The organism is Streptomyces omiyaensis, from assembly GCF_014650895.1.
In the GTDB taxonomy this organism is placed as follows: Bacteria; Actinomycetota; Actinomycetes; order Streptomycetales; family Streptomycetaceae; genus Streptomyces; species Streptomyces omiyaensis.
Window position 1 is genome coordinate 1 of the sequence record NZ_BMVV01000002.1, and the last position, 17,117, is coordinate 17,117.

At 72.5% G+C, this 17,117-nt stretch carries 14 protein-coding genes; 9 read left to right on the forward strand and 5 right to left on the reverse strand.

The window, feature by feature from the left end:
* Window positions 1-370: 370 nt before the first annotated feature.
* The gene (locus IE287_RS02895; protein WP_189847287.1) at window positions 371-1,531 is read right to left on the reverse strand and encodes a proline-rich domain-containing protein; all 1,161 of its coding nucleotides are present in this window, start codon (window positions 1,529-1,531) and stop codon (window positions 371-373) included.
* Window positions 1,532-1,930: 399 nt separating this feature from the next.
* Here IE287_RS02895 and mtrA point away from each other — a divergent pair, with 399 nt between their 5' ends.
* From mtrA to IE287_RS02925, 6 genes are all read left to right on the forward strand, one after another.
* Window positions 1,931-2,608 (forward strand): two-component system response regulator MtrA, encoded by a 678-nt coding sequence (mtrA, locus tag IE287_RS02900; protein ID WP_030498730.1) that lies wholly within the window; start codon window positions 1,931-1,933, stop codon window positions 2,606-2,608.
* 1 nt (window position 2,609) lies between these two features.
* The gene (gene mtrB / locus IE287_RS02905) at window positions 2,610-4,616 is read left to right on the forward strand and encodes an MtrAB system histidine kinase MtrB (RefSeq protein ID WP_189847288.1); all 2,007 of its coding nucleotides are present in this window, start codon (window positions 2,610-2,612) and stop codon (window positions 4,614-4,616) included.
* Window positions 4,606-6,477, forward strand: coding sequence for an LpqB family beta-propeller domain-containing protein (locus tag IE287_RS02910; RefSeq protein ID WP_189847289.1), 1,872 nt, complete (start codon window positions 4,606-4,608; stop codon window positions 6,475-6,477). The genes mtrB and IE287_RS02910 overlap by 11 nt, the downstream gene beginning before the upstream one ends.
* A 114-nt stretch (window positions 6,478-6,591) precedes the next feature.
* Window positions 6,592-7,395, forward strand: coding sequence for a ComF family protein (locus IE287_RS02915; protein WP_189847290.1), 804 nt, complete (start codon window positions 6,592-6,594; stop codon window positions 7,393-7,395).
* A 292-nt stretch (window positions 7,396-7,687) separates the two neighbouring features.
* Entirely contained in the window at window positions 7,688-8,374 is a 687-nt protein-coding gene (hpf, locus tag IE287_RS02920; RefSeq protein ID WP_189847291.1) for a ribosome hibernation-promoting factor, HPF/YfiA family, read from the forward strand.
* Between the two features lie 239 nt (window positions 8,375-8,613).
* Complete coding sequence (locus tag IE287_RS02925; protein WP_189847292.1) at window positions 8,614-9,378, forward strand: response regulator; 765 nt, start codon at window positions 8,614-8,616, stop codon at window positions 9,376-9,378.
* Window positions 9,379-9,387: 9 nt separating this feature from the next.
* On the opposite strand, the gene IE287_RS02930 is transcribed toward IE287_RS02925, so the two are convergent.
* Both IE287_RS02930 and IE287_RS02935 read right to left on the reverse strand, forming a co-directional pair.
* On the reverse strand, window positions 9,388-10,578 hold the full coding sequence (locus tag IE287_RS02930) for a winged helix-turn-helix domain-containing protein (protein ID WP_189847293.1): 1,191 nt from the start codon (window positions 10,576-10,578) through the stop codon (window positions 9,388-9,390).
* Window positions 10,579-10,587: 9 nt separating this feature from the next.
* A complete protein-coding gene (locus IE287_RS02935; RefSeq protein WP_189847294.1) occupies window positions 10,588-11,229 on the reverse strand; it encodes a GNAT family N-acetyltransferase in 642 nt (213 codons plus the stop codon).
* 239 nt (window positions 11,230-11,468) lie between these two features.
* Here IE287_RS02935 and secA point away from each other — a divergent pair, with 239 nt between their 5' ends.
* On the forward strand, window positions 11,469-14,273 hold the full coding sequence (gene secA / locus IE287_RS02940; protein WP_189847295.1) for a preprotein translocase subunit SecA: 2,805 nt from the start codon (window positions 11,469-11,471) through the stop codon (window positions 14,271-14,273).
* 51 nt (window positions 14,274-14,324) lie between these two features.
* Here secA and IE287_RS39375 read toward each other — a convergent pair whose 3' ends face one another.
* Complete coding sequence (locus tag IE287_RS39375; protein WP_373307791.1) at window positions 14,325-14,930, reverse strand: Rv3235 family protein; 606 nt, start codon at window positions 14,928-14,930, stop codon at window positions 14,325-14,327.
* Between the two features lie 238 nt (window positions 14,931-15,168).
* Here IE287_RS39375 and IE287_RS02950 point away from each other — a divergent pair, with 238 nt between their 5' ends.
* Window positions 15,169-15,675 carry a DUF6912 family protein gene (locus tag IE287_RS02950; RefSeq protein WP_189847296.1) on the forward strand — a complete coding sequence of 169 codons (507 nt, stop codon included), beginning with the start codon at window positions 15,169-15,171 and terminating at the stop codon, window positions 15,673-15,675.
* 24 nt (window positions 15,676-15,699) lie between these two features.
* Window positions 15,700-16,362, forward strand: a complete 663-nt coding sequence (locus tag IE287_RS02955) for an HAD family hydrolase (protein WP_189847297.1) — start codon at window positions 15,700-15,702, stop codon at window positions 16,360-16,362.
* Window positions 16,363-16,428: 66 nt separating this feature from the next.
* Here the strand turns inward: IE287_RS02955 and IE287_RS02960 are convergent, their stop codons facing one another.
* Window positions 16,429-16,983 (reverse strand): DJ-1/PfpI family protein, encoded by a 555-nt coding sequence (locus IE287_RS02960; protein WP_189847298.1) that lies wholly within the window; start codon window positions 16,981-16,983, stop codon window positions 16,429-16,431.
* Between the last annotated feature and the right edge of the window lie 134 nt (window positions 16,984-17,117).

The following is a 17,117-nucleotide window of genomic DNA, read 5'->3' on the forward strand; positions in this document are numbered from 1 at the left end:
CTGCAGGGGGGACCCTGTGGGAGAGTAGGACACCGCCGAACAATCATTGTGGGAAAGCCCCGCACCGTCATGGTGCGGGGCTTTTCTGCGTTCACCACCCCCTTTCCCGTGTGCACGGGAACGGGAGAGGTGCGGGGGAGAGGGTGTGGCTGGTTGCCTTCTGGGAGGGGTTCCGGAAGGGCGGGTCCCCCTGTGCCGGGGGCGTGCCGCCAGGCCCGTCGGGGGGTGGTGCAGGGGCTTCTCGGCGAGGTTGTCGATGCCCCTGCGCCCCTTTCCGGCAAGCAGGGGGAGGGGAGCGGGGTGAGCACCCGAACGGGAAACGGAAAGGCTCCCGCCCTGGGAGGGCGGGAGCCTTTCGGGACGGAACGGGTCAGTGGTCGACCGGGGTGGCGGCGGCCTTGGCGAGTTCCAGGTCCAGGGCCTCGCGGCGGATGCGCTGGTCCACGTAGAGGAGGACGGTGACGCCGGCCGCGATCGGGTACGTGAGGGCGCTGCTGACGATGCCGCCGACGCCCATCACGATCAGATAGGTCCAGCTGAGCGTCGAGCCCGTGCTGTCGACGGCGAAGGCGATCGCCGCGAAGGGGATCGTCAGGATCATCGTGAAGATCATGATGAGGAGCTGGGTCAGCAGCGTGATGCCGAAGATCCGCCACCAGGCGCCCTTCACCAGCTTCGCCGAGCGCTTCAGCGCGGGCACGATGCCCTGACGCTCCAGCATCAGCGCCGGGGAGGCCAGGCTGAAGCGGATCAGCAGCGAGATGACGACGACGAACGCCGCCGTACCGCCGAAGAAGGCGAGGGTCGCGCCACCGGCGCCTCCGAGGAGCACGCCCGGGAGCATCGCCGCCGTGGCGAGGAGCCCGGCGCCCAGCGGAAGGGCCAGGGAGAGCAGCAGGAGCTGGGGGAGCCGGGGGCTCGCCTCCCGCCAGGCCTCGGCCAGCGTGACCGGGCGGCCCAGGATCGCCCGGCTGACCACCACGGTGAGCAGGGCGCTGGTGAAGACCGAGGCGGCCACCGACACCAGCATCGTCGGGGCCAGCTCGGTCACCGAGGCCCGGAGGTATGCCGAGGCCGCCTCCAGCTGCTCGGACGGGCTCGCGTCCGCGTGCAGGGCCGGCGGCTCCGTGGAGAGGTACCGCTGGACGAAGACCAGGGCGACCTGGGTGACGACGGCGACGGTGACCGTGACGGCCAGCACCGTCCGCCAGTAGCGGCGGAGGATCGCGACCGATGCGTCGAGGATCTCGCCGACGCCCAGCGGGCGGAGCGGGATGACGCCCGGCTTCTCGGCCGGAGGGCCGGAGCGGCCGAGCTGCGGCGGAGGGTTCCCCCGGGCCCGGCCCGGGCGGTGCGCAGGGCCCCGGCCGTCCTGCGGCGGGGACCAGCGGCCGGCGGGCGGCTGGTCCTTCGACCACCGGGGTGCGGAGTCGTTCGTCTCCGGCGGGGAGGACTGCCCGGGGATCGCGGGGCCGTCCTGGCCGTCGGAAGGGGCGGATCCGGGCGGGTTCCAGCCCGGAGTGTCGTTCACGGTCGTCCACCTCGGCGGATTGGGTCGCGGTGCCGGTCGGCGAACCGGCTCGGTCACGGCGGCCGTCCCATCGGGCGGGCGGCGGGCCGGCTGCCATCGTGTCACGCGGGACCCCGCCGTGGGCCGGGGCGGAACGCCTTCTTTCCCGTACCCCTCCCGTCCCTCTTGCGGGCCCCTTCGCGGCTCCTTTGGCCACGGGCTTCCGCCGGACCGTGGGCGTTCGGCGTCCGGCGGGGTACGGTTCTGGGCGACCGCGGGGGTACGGGGGGTGACGGTCGTCACCGGCCGCGCGGCGCGTGGACACGGGGAGTCAGGGAGCCCGGCCTCGACGTCGTCGCAGGTCGGTGAGGTATCTCACCAGCCACCTTGAGACCGATACGGAAATGGGATGATGTCGATATGAAGGGACGCGTTCTCGTCGTCGACGACGACACCGCACTGGCCGAGATGCTCGGCATCGTGCTCAAGGGTGAAGGGTTCGAGCCGTCGTTCGTCGCGGACGGCGACAAGGCGCTCGCCGCTTTTCGCGAGGCCAAGCCGGACCTCGTGCTGCTGGACCTCATGCTGCCCGGACGGGACGGCATCGAGGTGTGCCGGCTCATCAGGGCCGAGTCCGGTGTGCCGATCGTGATGCTCACGGCCAAGAGCGACACCGTCGACGTCGTCGTGGGCCTGGAGTCCGGGGCCGACGACTACATCGTCAAGCCGTTCAAGCCGAAGGAGCTCGTCGCCCGCATCCGGGCGCGGCTGCGGCGCTCCGAGGAGCCCGCGCCGGAGCAGCTCACCATCGGTGACCTGGTCATCGACGTGGCGGGGCACTCCGTGAAGCGGGACGGGCAGTCGATCGCCCTGACGCCGCTGGAGTTCGACCTGCTGGTCGCCCTCGCGCGCAAGCCGTGGCAGGTCTTCACCCGGGAGGTGCTCCTGGAGCAGGTCTGGGGCTACCGCCACGCGGCCGACACCCGGCTGGTGAACGTCCACGTCCAGCGACTGCGCTCGAAGGTCGAGAAGGACCCCGAGCGGCCGGAGATCGTGGTGACCGTCCGCGGTGTCGGATACAAGGCGGGACCGAGCTGATATGAGCAAGGGCAGTACTGCTCCGGAGTCCCCTGACCCCGGGGGCCTCACGGGGCGGGCTGCCGGACCGGGACGGGGGGGCTCGCGTTCCGGCCGCCTGATACGCGGTGGACGACTCCTGCAGGACGGGACGCCGGGCGGACGGGTCTTCCGGATCGTCGCCCGGCTGGTGCGGCGACCCCTGTTGCCCGCCGTGCGCCTGTGGCGGAGGAACATCCAGCTGCGGGTCGTCGCGGGCACCCTCCTGATGTCCCTGGGCGTCGTGCTGCTCCTCGGCCTGGTCGTCATCGGGCAGGTCCGCAACGGTCTGCTCGAAACCAAGGAGAAGGCCGCCCAGACCCAGGCCGCCGGCGGGTTCTCCGCCGCGCAGGACCGGGCGGCGACCACGCCGCCCGTGCCCGGGCAGGACGGGGTGCGGGCCGGTTCCTCGGTGAACTGGCGCTCCACCCTCGTCGAGCAGCTCGCCAGCGGCGGACAGAACGCGTTCAACGTGGTCGCGCTCTCGCTGGACTCCGGCGACACCGCGAGCCGCGGCGCCCGCGCCTCCGGCGAGGTCGACCCCGCGCGGTCCGTCCCCGCCGACCTGCGGCACTGGGTGGCCCAGGGCAACGGCCCCTTCCAGAAGTTCGGGCGCATCCACTACACCAGCGACAAGCCGGCCGAGCCGGGGCTCGTCATCGGCAAGCGGCTCAACGACGCCGAGGGCAAGCAGTACGAGCTCTACTACCTCTTCCCGCTGACCCAGGAGGAGGACTCCCTCACCCTGGTCAAGACCACCCTGGCGACCGCCGGGCTCTTCGTCGTGGTGCTGCTCGGGGTGATCGCCTGGTTCGTGGTGCGGCAGGTCGTCAGCCCCGTGCGGATGGCGGCCGGGATCGCCGAGCGGCTCTCCGCCGGGCGGCTCCAGGAGCGGATGAAGGTCACCGGCGAGGACGACATCGCCCGCCTCGGCGAGGCCTTCAACAAGATGGCCTCCAACCTCCAGCTCAAGATCCAGCAGCTGGAGGAGCTCTCCCGGATGCAGCGGCGGTTCGTCTCCGACGTCTCGCACGAGCTGCGGACGCCGCTGACCACGGTCCGGATGGCGGCCGACGTCATCCACGAGGCCCGCGTCGACTTCGACCCCGTCACCGCGCGCTCCGCGGAACTCCTCGGCGACCAGCTCGACCGCTTCGAGTCGCTGCTCGCCGACCTCCTGGAGATCAGCCGCTTCGACGCCGGTGCCGCCGCCCTGGAGGCCGAGCCGATCGACCTGCGGCAGGTGGTGCGCCGGGTCATCGGCGGCGCCGAGCCGCTCGCCGAGCGGAAGGGCACCCGGATCGTCGTCGTCGGCGACGAGCAGCCCGTGGTCGCCGAGGCCGACGCCCGCCGGGTCGAGCGCGTCCTGCGCAACCTGGTGGTCAACGCCGTCGAGCACGGCGAGGGCAAGGACGTCGTGGTCAAGCTGGCCGCGGCCGGCGGGGCCGTCGCCGTCGCCGTACGCGACTACGGCGTCGGCCTGAAGCCGGGCGAGGCCACCCGGGTCTTCAACCGGTTCTGGCGCGCCGACCCGGCACGCGCGCGTACCACCGGCGGAACGGGCCTCGGCCTGTCGATCGCCGTCGAGGACGCGCGGCTGCACGGCGGCTGGCTCCAGGCCTGGGGCGAGCCCGGCGGCGGTTCGCAGTTCCGGCTCACGCTGCCGCGCACCGCGGACGAGCCGCTGCGCGGCTCGCCGATCCCGCTGGAGCCGGAGGACTCCCGGCGCAACCGGGAGCAGGCCGCCGCGCAGCGGGCGCAGGACACCGGCCGGGCCGCCTCGGTGCCGGCCCAGCCGGCCGGGGAGCGGCCCTCGCTGCCCGCCGTGCCGCCGCGGATCCCGGCGCCGCCGCGGGCGGCCGTCGACCCGGCGGCGCTGCCCGGCAGCGGCGCCAGGGTGGTGGCCAGGACGGCGGCGGAGGCCGAGCACGGCCAGGGCACGGGAACGGCGGGGAACGCGGAGCGGGAGGACGGCACAGGTGGGCGCTGACGGGCGACGGCGGGCGGGGCGGGGACGGGGCGGTCGCGTCCTGGTGCTGGCCGCCTGCGGCGGACTCCTGGCGACGGGCTGCGCCACCATGCCCGACAGCGGTGACGTGCAGGCGGTACGGGGGGCCAACCCCGGCGACTCGCAGGTGCGGGTCTACGCCGTCGCCCCCCGGGAGAACGCGACCCCGGACGAGATCGTCGACGGCTTCCTGGAGGCCATGACCAGTGACGACCCCGGCTTCGCGACCGCCCGCAAGTACCTGACCTCGCAGGCCGCCAAGAGCTGGAAGCCGGAGGAGAGCATCACGGTGCTCGCCACCGCGCCCGACCGCGAGCAGCCCGACCGCAACGCGGACCCCGAGAACCAGGGGCGCGCGTACCCCATCTCCGGCCGGAAGATCGCGACCGTCGACGCCCGGCACGCGTACCAGCCGAACAGCCCGGTGGAGTACGCGCAGGCGATCCACGTGGTGCAGGAGGCCGTGGCCGAAGGCAAGGACAAGGAGTGGCGGATCGACAGCCTGCCGTCCGGCCTCGTCCTCGGGGAGCCCGACTTCCTGCGCAACTACCGGTCGGTCAACAAGTACTACTTCGCGTCCGGCGAGGACTGGCTGGTCGCCGACCCCGTCTACATCCGGCAGCGCCAGGACCCGGTCACCCGGATGGATCCGGTGACGCAGACCGTGAGGGCGCTCCTGGCGGGGCCGACGCACTGGCTGCGGCCGGCCGTCGACTCGACCTTCCCCTCCGGCACGGAGCTGAAGAAGGGCGTCACCACGCTCACCACGGACGACCAGTCCACGCTGAAGGTGCCGCTGAGCGTGAAGTCCGACCGTTTCGGCGGCGAGGTGTGCCGGCGGCTCGCGGCCCAGCTGCTCGTCACCCTCGGCGACCTGCCCTCCGTCCGGGTCGACCAGGTCGAGCTCCAGGACGTCGAGGGGGGCGTCGTGTGCCGGCTCGGCAAGGAGCAGGCGGCGGAGTTCGAGGCGGTGCAGGACACCGGGCAGGTCGAGACGCCGTACTTCCTCGACGACAACGGCAGGATGATGGCCCTCGCCCCGGGCGGGAAGGACGTCGTCCAGCCGACCGAGGTGCCGGGACCGCTGGGCAGCGGCGTGGTGCCGCTGGGCTCGCTCGCGGTGGCCCGCGGCGGGACCCGGGCGGCCGGCGTCTCCGAGGACGGCTCCTCGCTCTACGTCTCCTCGATCACCACCGAGCAGGAGCAGCTGCCGCCGGTCCTCAGGAGCAAGGCGGCGGTGACCGCGGCGACGAAGGACCGGCTCTCGCAGCCCAGCTGGGACGGGCGGGGCGACCTGTGGATCGCCGACCGGGCCCGGGGCCACCAGCGGCTCGTGGTCGTGCCCGACGGCACTGGCAAGTGGATCGAGGTCCGCACGCCCTGGCTCGGGGAGGACACCCGGGTCGAGTCGCTGCGGGTCTCGGCCGACGGGGTGCGGATCGCGCTCCTGATCACCCGCGACGGGAAGACCACCCTCCAGATCGGCCGGATCGAGCGCCAGGACGGCGCGGACGAGCAGGTCGTGTCCGTGGTGGACCTCCAGCCGGCCGCGCCGCGCATGGAGTCGGTCTCCTCCGTCTCCTGGGCCGGGCCGAGCCGGCTCGTCGTGGTCGGGCGCGAGGCCGGCGGCGTGCAGCAGATCCGCTACCTCCAGACCGACGGCTCCACCTCGGCGAGCTCGGTGCTGCCGGGCCTCAACGGGGTCAACGCGGTGGCCGCGCCGCACGAGGAGACCGAGCCTCTGGTGGTCGAATCGGGCAACGACGGCATCGTGCGGCTGATGCCGGGGGCCAACTGGCAGCCGGTGGTCAAGTCCGGGAGCGCGCCGGTCTATCCCGGGTAGCCGGTCTGTCCCGGGGAGCCTCCCGGCTAGCGGTCTGTTTCCTGGGGCCCGGTTGTCCACAGGGCGTCGTCCACAGGGGTGGCGGCGGGCCCCGCGCGCGGTCATCGTGGAGGCATGCGGGGCTGGTGGCGCGAGATCTCCGGGCTGGTGCTGTCCGGCGCCTGCGAGGGCTGCGGAGCGCCCAGGACCGGGCTGTGCGCGCGGTGCGCGGGCGCGCTCGCCGGGCCGGGGGCCGGCCGGGTGCGGCCCGCGCCGGAGCCGGCGGGGCTGCCGGTGGTGCACGCCGCCGTGCCGTACGAGGGAGCGGTACGGGCGCTGCTGATCGCCCACAAGGAACGCGGGGCCCTGGGGCTCGCCGGGGTGCTGGGAGGGGCGCTCGCGGGGGCCGTGGAGGCCGCTGCGGCCCCCGTGGCGGGCCCGGGGGAGCGTCCGCTGCTCCTGGTGCCGGTGCCGTCCTCGCGGCGCTCGGTGCGGGCCCGGGGGCACGATCCGACGCGGCGGGTGGCGCTGGCCGCGGCGGCGCGGCTGCGGCGGGCGGGACGGCCGGCGCGGGTGGTGCCGGTGCTGCGGCAGCGGCGGGCCGTGGCGGACCAGGCGGGGCTGGACGCGCGCGGGCGGCGGGCGAACCTGGCCGGGGCGCTGGAGGTGGTGCGGGGCGGCGGGCGGCTGCTGGCGGCCGGACAGGTGGTCCTGGTGGACGACCTGATGACCACCGGCGCGACGCTCGCGGAGGCGGCGCGCGCCCTCGGGGTCGTACATCCGCCGTTCATCCCCGGGCCGGCGGAAAGAGCGGCCGGTGATTTCGCGCAGCACGAATTCGAACAGCGGGTGGCGGCTGTGATCGCATCATCTCCCGCTTCGTTCGAAATAAACCGGAACTCGCCAAGAACTTGGATCGTTGCAGGTGGTGAGAGGTGAAAGCCTCCGAATGGAGGTAAGTCTCGGCAGCGGGTGCCGACACCCGTCCGAAGGAGCTATGTTCGGTTGTGAGGAAAGGTAAAACACCGAACCTCACTGCATACATGGTTGCGCACAGGACAGGAGTTCAGGGCGAATTAACCTCTCGTCGATGGGGTGGCGATCTTGTCGGCTGGGGAGGAGGAGGGCGAAGTCGCCAAGTCCGAGCTCCGGTGAGACCGCCGGAGCTGGTGCAAAGGGAGATGCCCGCCGGCCTGGGAGCCGGGCGGGCGATCCGGGAACGGAGTTCTGCGTGGACATCGTCGTCAAGGGCCGCAAGACCGAGGTGCCCGAGCGGTTCCGCAAGCACGTGGCCGAGAAGCTGAAGCTGGAGAAGATCCAGAAGCTCGACGGCAAGGTGATCAGCCTCGACGTCGAGGTGTCCAAGGAGCCCAACCCGCGGCAGGCGGACCGGTCCGACCGCGTGGAGATCACCCTCCACTCCCGAGGCCCGGTCATCCGGGCGGAAGCGTCGGCCGGCGACCCGTACGCGGCACTCGACCTGGCCAGCGACAAGCTGGAGGCCAGGCTCCGCAAGCAGCACGACAAGCGCTACACCCGCCGGGGCAGCGGGCGGCTCTCCGCGGCGGAGGTCGCCGACGTCGTCCCCGGCGTCGCCCAGCTCAACGGCCAGGGCGAGCTCGTCGCCGACGAGACCGACGGCGAGGTGCCCACCACGATGATGGGCTCGATCGAGGTCCAGGGCGAAGGCCCGCTGGTGGTCCGCGAGAAGACGCACAAGGCCGGCGCCATGGGGCTCGACCAGGCCCTCTACGAGATGGAACTGGTCGGCCACGACTTCTACCTCTTCGTCGATGCCGAGACCAAGCAGCCGAGCGTCGTCTACCGGCGCCACGCCTACGACTACGGCGTCATCCACTTGGAGAACGACCCGCTCGCCGAGAACAGCGGTGGTGCGGGCGGTGCGCTCGGCGGCTGACCCGTCGAACGGCTGACCGGCCGACCCGGCCGTCCCGTACCGCACCACCCTTCTCCCGCGTCCCGTCAGGTGCCCCTGGAGCGCTCCCCGCGATCCCCAGGGGCACCCCTGTGTGCCCCTGGGGCCACCCCGGGACCGCCGCGGCATGAAATCATGGCGTGCACGCCAACCGGTGCTTCGCGGGCAGTGGTTGGAGGACCGGAAACGAATTCAGGCCACGGCCTTCAGGGGGAGGAACGATGGCAGACAGCTTCGGCCCGGTGCTCAGCGGGCGCGAGCGTGGTGCGCTCGTCCACGAGGATGCTCCGGAAGGATCGGAATCGGCCAACGAGCCCTATCGCAAGGAGCCGATCCGGGTGCTGGTCGTGGACGACCACGCGCTCTTCCGGCGCGGACTCGAGATCGTCCTCGCCCAGGAGGAGGACATCCAGGTCGTCGGCGAGGCCGGCGACGGGGCCGAGGCGGTCGACAAGGCGGCGGACCTGCTGCCCGACATCGTCCTGATGGACGTCCGGATGCCCCGGCGCGGCGGCATCGAGGCGTGCACCTCCATCAAGGAGGTCGCCCCCAGCGCGAAGATCATCATGCTGACGATCAGCGACGAGGAGGCCGACCTCTACGACGCGATCAAGGCGGGGGCCACCGGCTACCTGCTCAAGGAGATCTCCACGGACGAGGTCGCGACCGCGATCCGCGCCGTGGCCGACGGGCAGTCCCAGATCAGCCCCTCCATGGCGTCGAAGCTCCTCACCGAATTCAAGTCGATGATCCAGCGCACCGACGAGCGCCGCCTCGTCCCCGCGCCCCGGCTCACCGACCGCGAGCTGGAGGTCCTCAAGCTCGTCGCGACCGGCATGAACAACCGGGACATCGCCAAGGAGCTCTTCATCTCCGAGAACACGGTGAAGAACCACGTCCGGAACATCCTGGAGAAGCTCCAGCTCCACTCCCGCATGGAGGCCGTCGTCTACGCGATGCGGGAGAAGATCCTGGAGATCCGGTAGGCGCCGGGGCTAGGCCTCCAGCGCCTTGACCAGGAGCGGCATCAGCTCCGGCGGGTCCAGGCGCTCCACGCGGACCGCGTCGCAGCCGACCCACTCGGCGGCCTCGCGCAGGGCCCGGGCGACCGGCGGGACCGCCTTCGGTCCCTCCAGCGAGACCTGCCTGGCCACCAGGGTGCGGCCCTCGCGGGCCGGGTCCACGCGGCCGACCAGGTGCCCGCCGGCGAGGACCGGCATCGCGAAGTAGCCGTGCACCCGCTTCGGCTTCGGCACGTACGCCTCCAGGCGGTGGGTGAAGCCGAAGATCCGCTCCGTCCGGGCCCGCTCCCAGATCAGCGAGTCGAAGGGGGAGAGGAGCGTCGTGCGGTGCCGGCCGCGCGGCTCCGCGGCCAGCGCCGCCGGATCGGCCCACGCCGGCTTCCCCCAGCCCTCGACCGCCACCGGCACCAGGCCCGAGTCCGCCACCACCGCGTCGAACTGCTCCGCCTTCAGCCGGTGGTAGTCGGCGATGTCCGCGCGCGTCCCGACGCCCAGTGCCTCGCCCGCCTGCCGGACCAGCCGGCGCAGGCACTCGGCGTCGGCCGGCTCGTCGTGGAGCAGCGCCCCGGGGATCGCCCGCTCCGCCAGGTCGTACACCCGCTTCCAGCCGCGCCGCTCGGTGACGACGACCTCGCCGTACATCAGCGCCCGCTCGACCGCGATCTTGGTGTCGGACCAGTCCCACCACTCGCCCTTGTTCTTGGCGCCGCCGAGCTCGGTCGCCGTCCGCGGGCCCTCGGCGCGCAGCTGGTCGAGCACCTTGGCGTAGGAGCCGTCCGACAGGTCGTGGTGCCAGTGCGGGCGGTCGCGGTAGGCGCGGCGGCGGAAGGCGAAGAGCGGCCACTCCTCGACGGGCAGGATGCAGGCGGCGTGCGACCAGTACTCGAAGGCGTGGCCGTCGGACCAGTACGCCTCCTCCACCGCCGGGCGGCCGACGGCGCCGAGGCGGGCGTACGGGATCAGTTCGTGCGAGCGGGCCAGGACCGAGATGGTGTCCAGCTGGACCTGGCCGAGATGACGGAGTACCCCGCGGACCCCGGCCCTCCGGTCGGGGGCCCCGAGGAAGCCCTGGGCGCGCAGGGCGATCCGGCGGGCGTCGGCGGCGGAGAGGTCGGTGACGGGCTGGTGGGCGGGCGTCGGGGCGGGCGTCGGCACGGTCGTCATGCAGGAACCCTAGGCCCCAGGACCGACAGTGCCGGAGTCCTCGGGAAGGGCGGCCGCACGGGGGTCCACGGAGGGCGGCGCCTCGCGCGGCGGGAGGTACGGGACGGGGCTCGGCAGGCCGAAGTCGGAGGGGAGCAGCGAGCCGACCCAGGCGTCCCGCAGCGTGCCGTTGTGCAGCAGGCCCGCGCGCTGGACCCCCTCCAGGGCGAAGCCGACCCGCTCGGCGACCGCGCGCGAGGCGGTGTTCCCCGTCTCGGCGCGCCAGACCAGCCGGACGCAGCCCAGCCCCGTGAAGGCCCAGTGGGCGGCGGTCCTGACCACCTCCGTCATGTAGCCCCGGCCCCGCTGCTCCGGGGCCAGCCAGAAGCCGACCTCCCAGACGCCCGAGCCCCGGTTGTGCAGGCCGACGGAGGCGAACAGGGGGCCGCCGTCCAGCGGCTCGACGGCGAAGGCGTAGTCGGTGTCGTCGCGCCAGCCGTCCGGGACGATCCGGTTCAGGAAGAAGGAGGCGGCCTCGCGCGGATACGGATCCGGCACGGTCGTCCAGCGGCGGATGGCGGGGTCCTGGCAGTGCGCGTACACGATGTCCTCGTCCTCGGGGACGAAGACGCGGAGCCGGAGACGGTCACTGGTGAGCGTGATGGGATCCATGCCCGGATTGTGGGGACCCGGCCGGACGGAAGCGAACACTTTTCGGAAGGGACGGCACCTTCCGAGCGCCTCGGGCGTTCTCTTTCCGGGCGGACGTGCGGCGACGACCCTGCGGGCCTCCCTCCGTGAGGGTGGTCTCGCTTACGATGGCCGTTGCGGTGGGGACCACCTGCCGTGCCCGCGCTCGTGTCCGTGACAAGACCCAGTGCCAGGCCCGACCGGCAAGGAGACCAGCCTCAGTGTCCGTCTTCAACAAGCTCATGCGTGCAGGCGAAGGCAAGATCCTGCGCAAACTGCACCGCATCGCGGACCAGGTCAACTCCATCGAAGAGGACTTCGTCAACCTCTCCGACGCCGACCTGCGGGCCCTCACCGCGGAGTACAAGCAGCGGTACGCCGACGGCGAGAGCCTCGACGACCTGCTGCCCGAGGCCTTCGCCACCGTCCGCGAGGCGGCCAAGCGCGTCCTCGGCCAGCGTCACTACGACGTCCAGATCATGGGTGGCGCCGCCCTGCACCTCGGCTACGTCGCCGAGATGAAGACCGGTGAGGGCAAGACCCTCGTCGGCACCCTCCCGGCGTACCTGAACGCGCTCTCCGGCAAGGGCGTGCACCTGATCACGGTCAACGACTACCTGGCCGAGCGCGACTCCGAGATGATGGGCCGCGTCCACAAGTTCCTGGGGCTCCAGGTCGGCTGCATCCTCGCCAACATGACCCCGGCGCAGCGCCGCGAGCAGTACGCCTGCGACATCACGTACGGCACGAACAACGAGTTCGGCTTCGACTACCTGCGCGACAACATGGCCTGGTCGAAGGACGAGCTCGTCCAGCGCGGCCACAACTACGCGTGCGTCGACGAGGTCGACTCGATCCTGGTCGACGAGGCCCGTACGCCGCTGATCATCTCCGGCCCGGCCGACCAGGCCACCAAGTGGTACGGCGACTTCGCGAAGCTCGTCACCCGTCTCACCAAGGGCGAGCCGGGCAACCCGCTGAAGGGCCTGGAGGAGACCGGCGACTACGAGGTCGACGAGAAGAAGCGCACCGTCGGCATCCACGAGGCCGGCGTCGCCAAGGTCGAGGACTGGCTCGGCATCGACAACCTCTACGAGTCGGTCAACACCCCGCTCGTCGGCTACCTGAACAACGCCATCAAGGCGAAGGAACTGTTCAAGAAGGACAAGGACTACGTCGTCATCGACGGCGAGGTCATGATCGTCGACGAGCACACCGGCCGCATCCTCGCCGGCCGCCGCTACAACGAGGGCATGCACCAGGCCATCGAGGCCAAGGAGGGCGTGCAGATCAAGGACGAGAACCAGACGCTCGCCACGATCACCCTCCAGAACTTCTTCCGCCTCTACGACAAGCTCTCCGGCATGACCGGTACGGCCATGACCGAGGCGGCCGAGTTCCACCAGATCTACAAGCTCGGCGTCGTCCCGATCCCGACGAACCGGCCGATGCAGCGCAAGGACCAGTCCGACCTGATCTACCGGACCGAGGTCGCGAAGTTCGCCGCCGTCGTCGACGACATCGTCGAGAAGCACGAGAAGGGCCAGCCGGTCCTCGTCGGCACCACCTCGGTCGAGAAGTCCGAGTACCTCTCGCAGCAGCTCTCCAAGCGCGGCGTCCCGCACGAGGTGCTGAACGCCAAGCACCACGAGCGCGAGGCCACGATCGTCGCCCAGGCGGGCCGCCGCGGCGCCGTCACCGTCGCCACCAACATGGCCGGCCGCGGTACCGACATCAAGCTCGGCGGCAACCCGGACGACCTCGCCGAGGCGGAGCTGCGCCAGGCGGGTCTGGACCCGGTCGAGCACGTCGAGGAGTGGGCCGCCGCCCTCCCGTCCGCCCTGGAGCGCGCCGAGAAGGCCGTGAAGGCGGAGTTCGAGGAGGTCAAGGAGCTCGGCGGGCTGTACGTGCTGGGCACCGAGCGCCACGAGTCGCGCCGCATCGACAACCAGCTGCGCGGCCGTTCCGGCCGTCAGGGCGACCCGGGCGAGTCCCGCTTCTACCTGTCGCTCGGCGACGACCTGATGCGCCTCTTCAAGGCCCAGATGGTCGAGCGCGTCATGGCCATGGCCAACGTGCCGGACGACGTGCCGATCGAGAACAAGATGGTCACCCGGGCGATCGCCTCCGCCCAGTCGCAGGTCGAGACCCAGAACTTCGAGACCCGCAAGAACGTCCTCAAGTACGACGAGGTCCTCAACCGGCAGCGCGAGGTCATCTACGGCGAGCGCCGCCGCGTCCTGGAGGGCGAGGACCTGCACGAGCAGATCCGCCACTTCATGGACGACACCATCGACGACTACATCCGCCAGGAGACCGCCGAGGGCTTCGCGGAGGAGTGGGACCTGGACCGGCTGTGGAGCGCCTTCAAGCAGCTCTACCCGGTGAAGGTCACCGTCGACGAGCTGGAGGACACCGCGGGCGACCGCGCGGGCATCACCGCGGAGTTCATCGCGGAGTCCATCAAGGACGACATCCACGAGCAGTACGAGGCGCGCGAGGCGCAGCTCGGCTCGGAGATCATGCGCGAGCTGGAGCGCCGGGTCGTCCTCTCGGTCCTCGACCGCAAGTGGCGCGAGCACCTCTACGAGATGGACTACCTCCAGGAGGGCATCGGCCTGCGCGCGATGGCGCAGAAGGACCCGCTGGTCGAGTACCAGCGCGAGGGCTTCGACATGTTCACCGCCATGATGGAGGGCATCAAGGAGGAGTCCGTCGGCTACCTGTTCAACCTGGAGGTCCAGGTCGAGCAGCAGGTCGAGGAGGTCCCGGTGCAGGCCGGCGCGCCGTCCCTGGACAAGGGCGACGCGGTGCCGGCGGGCGGCCGCCCGGAGATCCGCGCGAAGGGCCTCGACGCCCCGCAGCGGCCGGACCGGCTGCACTTCTCGGCGCCGTCGGTGGACGGCGACGGCGGCGTCGTCGAGGGCGACTTCGCCTCCGACGGCGACGCGGAGGGCGACGGCATGACCCGCGCGGAGCGCCGCAAGGCGCAGAAGAACGCGGGCGGGCGTCGCCGCAAGAAGTGACCGCCTGAGGCGTGGAAGGGCCCTGCCGGAGCTGTCCGGCGGGGCCCTTCGTCATGGCCGGGGCCCGCCGCCGGTGAGCCGGCCGAGGCCGTCCAGCTCGACGGCGGCGCAGCGCCAGCGGTGGTCGGGGCCGCGCTCCAGGCGGAAGGCGAGGGCGCGGACGCGGTGGCCGGCGGCGAGCGAGGCGAAGACCTCCAGGACGGTGTCGCCGGAGTGCGGCTGGGCGGCGCACCGGCGCAGCACCGGCCGGGGGCCGGGCACCCGGGCGGCGGTCCGGGGCGCGAGCCGGACCAGCTGCTCGTACGCCTCCCCGACGGTCAGCCCCAGCATGGAGTGGACCGGTCGCTCCCCGCTGAGCACCGCGAGCAGCCGCTCCGCGAAGGCGGTGTGCACGGGGAGGGCGCGGCGGGAGGGCGGCGTGCCGCGGGGCGGCCCCGCGGGGCGGTGGCGCGCGGAGAGGCGGCCGGGGCAGGCGCCGGGCGCCGTGCGGGGCGCGGGGAGGGGCGTGGCGGGCGGAGCGAGGAGGGGCCTGTCGGGCGCCGTGCGGGGCGCGGGGAGGGGCGTGGCGGGCGGAGCGAGGGGAGGCGTGCCGGACGGCGTGCGGGGCGAGGGGACGGTCGTGTCGGGGTGGTGGGTGTCCTGGGCGTGGGGCGGCATGGGGATCCCTTCGGAGGGTGACCGCTTGATACCGGTCGGTAACTTTCCGTGGGGATCTTGTACCCAGCCCGCTCCGGCCCTCGCAAGGGGCGGCGGCCGCGGACGGACACGCTGAGTGATTCACCTATCCGGGGGACGGAGGGCGGCGGGCGGGCTCCGCGGGGCGGCGGGCGGACCTCCCGGCCCCGCGGGGCCGGACGTATCCTGAGGGCGTTTCCGACTACGAAAGCGGCCAGCCATGCGCGTGTACGTCCCTCTGACCCTCCCCGGTCTCGCACAGGCGCACAAGGCGGGCGAGCTGGGCCCCGGCCCGCTGACCGCCTACGCCGTCACGCCCGCGCTGCGCGAGTGGTACGTCTCCGACGACATCGAGGAGCTGGAGTACGCGGCGCTCAGCCGCGCCGCCGCCGCCTCGCTGCGGCTCGTCGCGGGCGACCCGGAGGCGCCGCGGCGCCGGGTGGTCGTCGCCGTCGACGTCGCCGACAAGGACGCCGTGGCGGACCCGGACCGCGGGCTGGACGCCGGGGCGATCGGCGAGGTGCGGATCGCCGCCGCCGTGGCCCTCGCCAAGGCCGCCGCCGTGCACGCCGACGCGGACGACGCCGAGGCGGACGTCACCGCCGCGGCCGCCGCGCTCGGCGCCGCCGACCAGGGCGACGACGATGCGCAGTTCGTCGTGGACGGGGCCGAGGACCACGAGCTGCTCTGGTTCGGCATCCAGGAGATCCCCTCCCTCCTCGGCTGAGGCGGCGGCCTGTACCGTCGGGCCATGGGGAAGCAGCACATGAAGAAGCACCTGGTCTGGGACTGGAACGGCACCCTGCTGGACGACATCGGGGCGGTCATCGGCGCCACCAACGCCGCCTTCGCGGAGCTCGGCCTCGCACCGATCACGCTGGAGCGGTACCGCGACCTGTACACGGTGCCGGTGCCGAGGTTCTACGAGCGCCTGATGGGACGGCTGCCCACCGACGCCGAGTGGACCCTGATGGACGGGACCTTCCACCGGTACTACTGGGAGCGGGCGGAGGGCTGTGCGCTGACCCTGGGCGCCGCCGAGCTGCTGGCCGCCCGGCAGACCGCCGGGGCGACCCAGTCGCTGCTCTCGCTGGCGCCGCACGCCGAGCTGCTGCCGCTGCTGCGGCGGCACGGGATCGCCGAGCGGTTCGTCCGGGTCGACGGGCGCACCGACCGCTCCACGGACGGCAAGTCGGCCAACATGGTCCGCCACCTGGAGGCGCTGGCCGTCCCCGCCGAGAGGATCGTCGTCATCGGCGACGCGGCGGACGACGCGCTCGCCGCCGCGCACGTCGGGGCGAAGGCCGTGCTCTTCACCGGCGGCTCCCACAGCCGGGCCTCGCTGGAGCGGGTCGGCGTGCCGGTGGTCGACTCCCTGGAGGAGGCCGTCGCCGTCGCGGAGGAGCTGGTCTAGGGAGCCGGCTCGGGAGCCGGCCCGGCGGGACGGACGGGGCCGCCCGCCGGGCGGCCCCGCCGGGCGTCAGCCCTTCGCGCGCAGCACCTTCAGGAACTCGCGCATCCACGTCGGGTGGTCCGGCCAGGCGCGCGAGGAGACCAGCAGGCCGTCGACGACCGCCGCCGAGTCCTGGAAGTCGGCGCCGGCCGCCTGCATGTCCAGTTCGAGGGCCGGGTACGCCGTGACCCGGCGCCCCTCCAGGCCGCCGACGGCCGCCGTCAGCAGCGGGCCGTGGCAGATCTGGGCGACCGGCTTGTCCGCGTCGAAGAAGGACTTCAGGATCTTGCGGAGCTCCGGGTCGTTGCGCAGGTACTCCGGGGCGCGGCCGCCCGGGATCACCACCGCCACGTAGTCGCCCGGGTCCACCTCCGAGAAGGCCAGGTCGGCGGGCCAGGTGTAACCGGGCTTCTCGGTGTACGTGTCGAAGCCGGGTTCGAAGTCGTGGACCACGAACCGGAGCTGCTTGCGCGCCGGGGCGGCGATGTCGACCTCGTACCCCTCTTCGAGCAGACGCTGGTACGGGTACAACACCTCCAGCGACTCCGCAGCGTCCCCCGTCACGATCAAGATCTTCGCCATGGCTCTCCCGGATTCAGGGATGGTCGTCCGTCGTCGTGCTCGCGTCCACGCTGCACCGTTCCGCGCGATCCGCCAAGGGGACATGTGTCGCTGTCCAGAACGTCAAACTTCCACCCCCGCTTTTGTACACATAC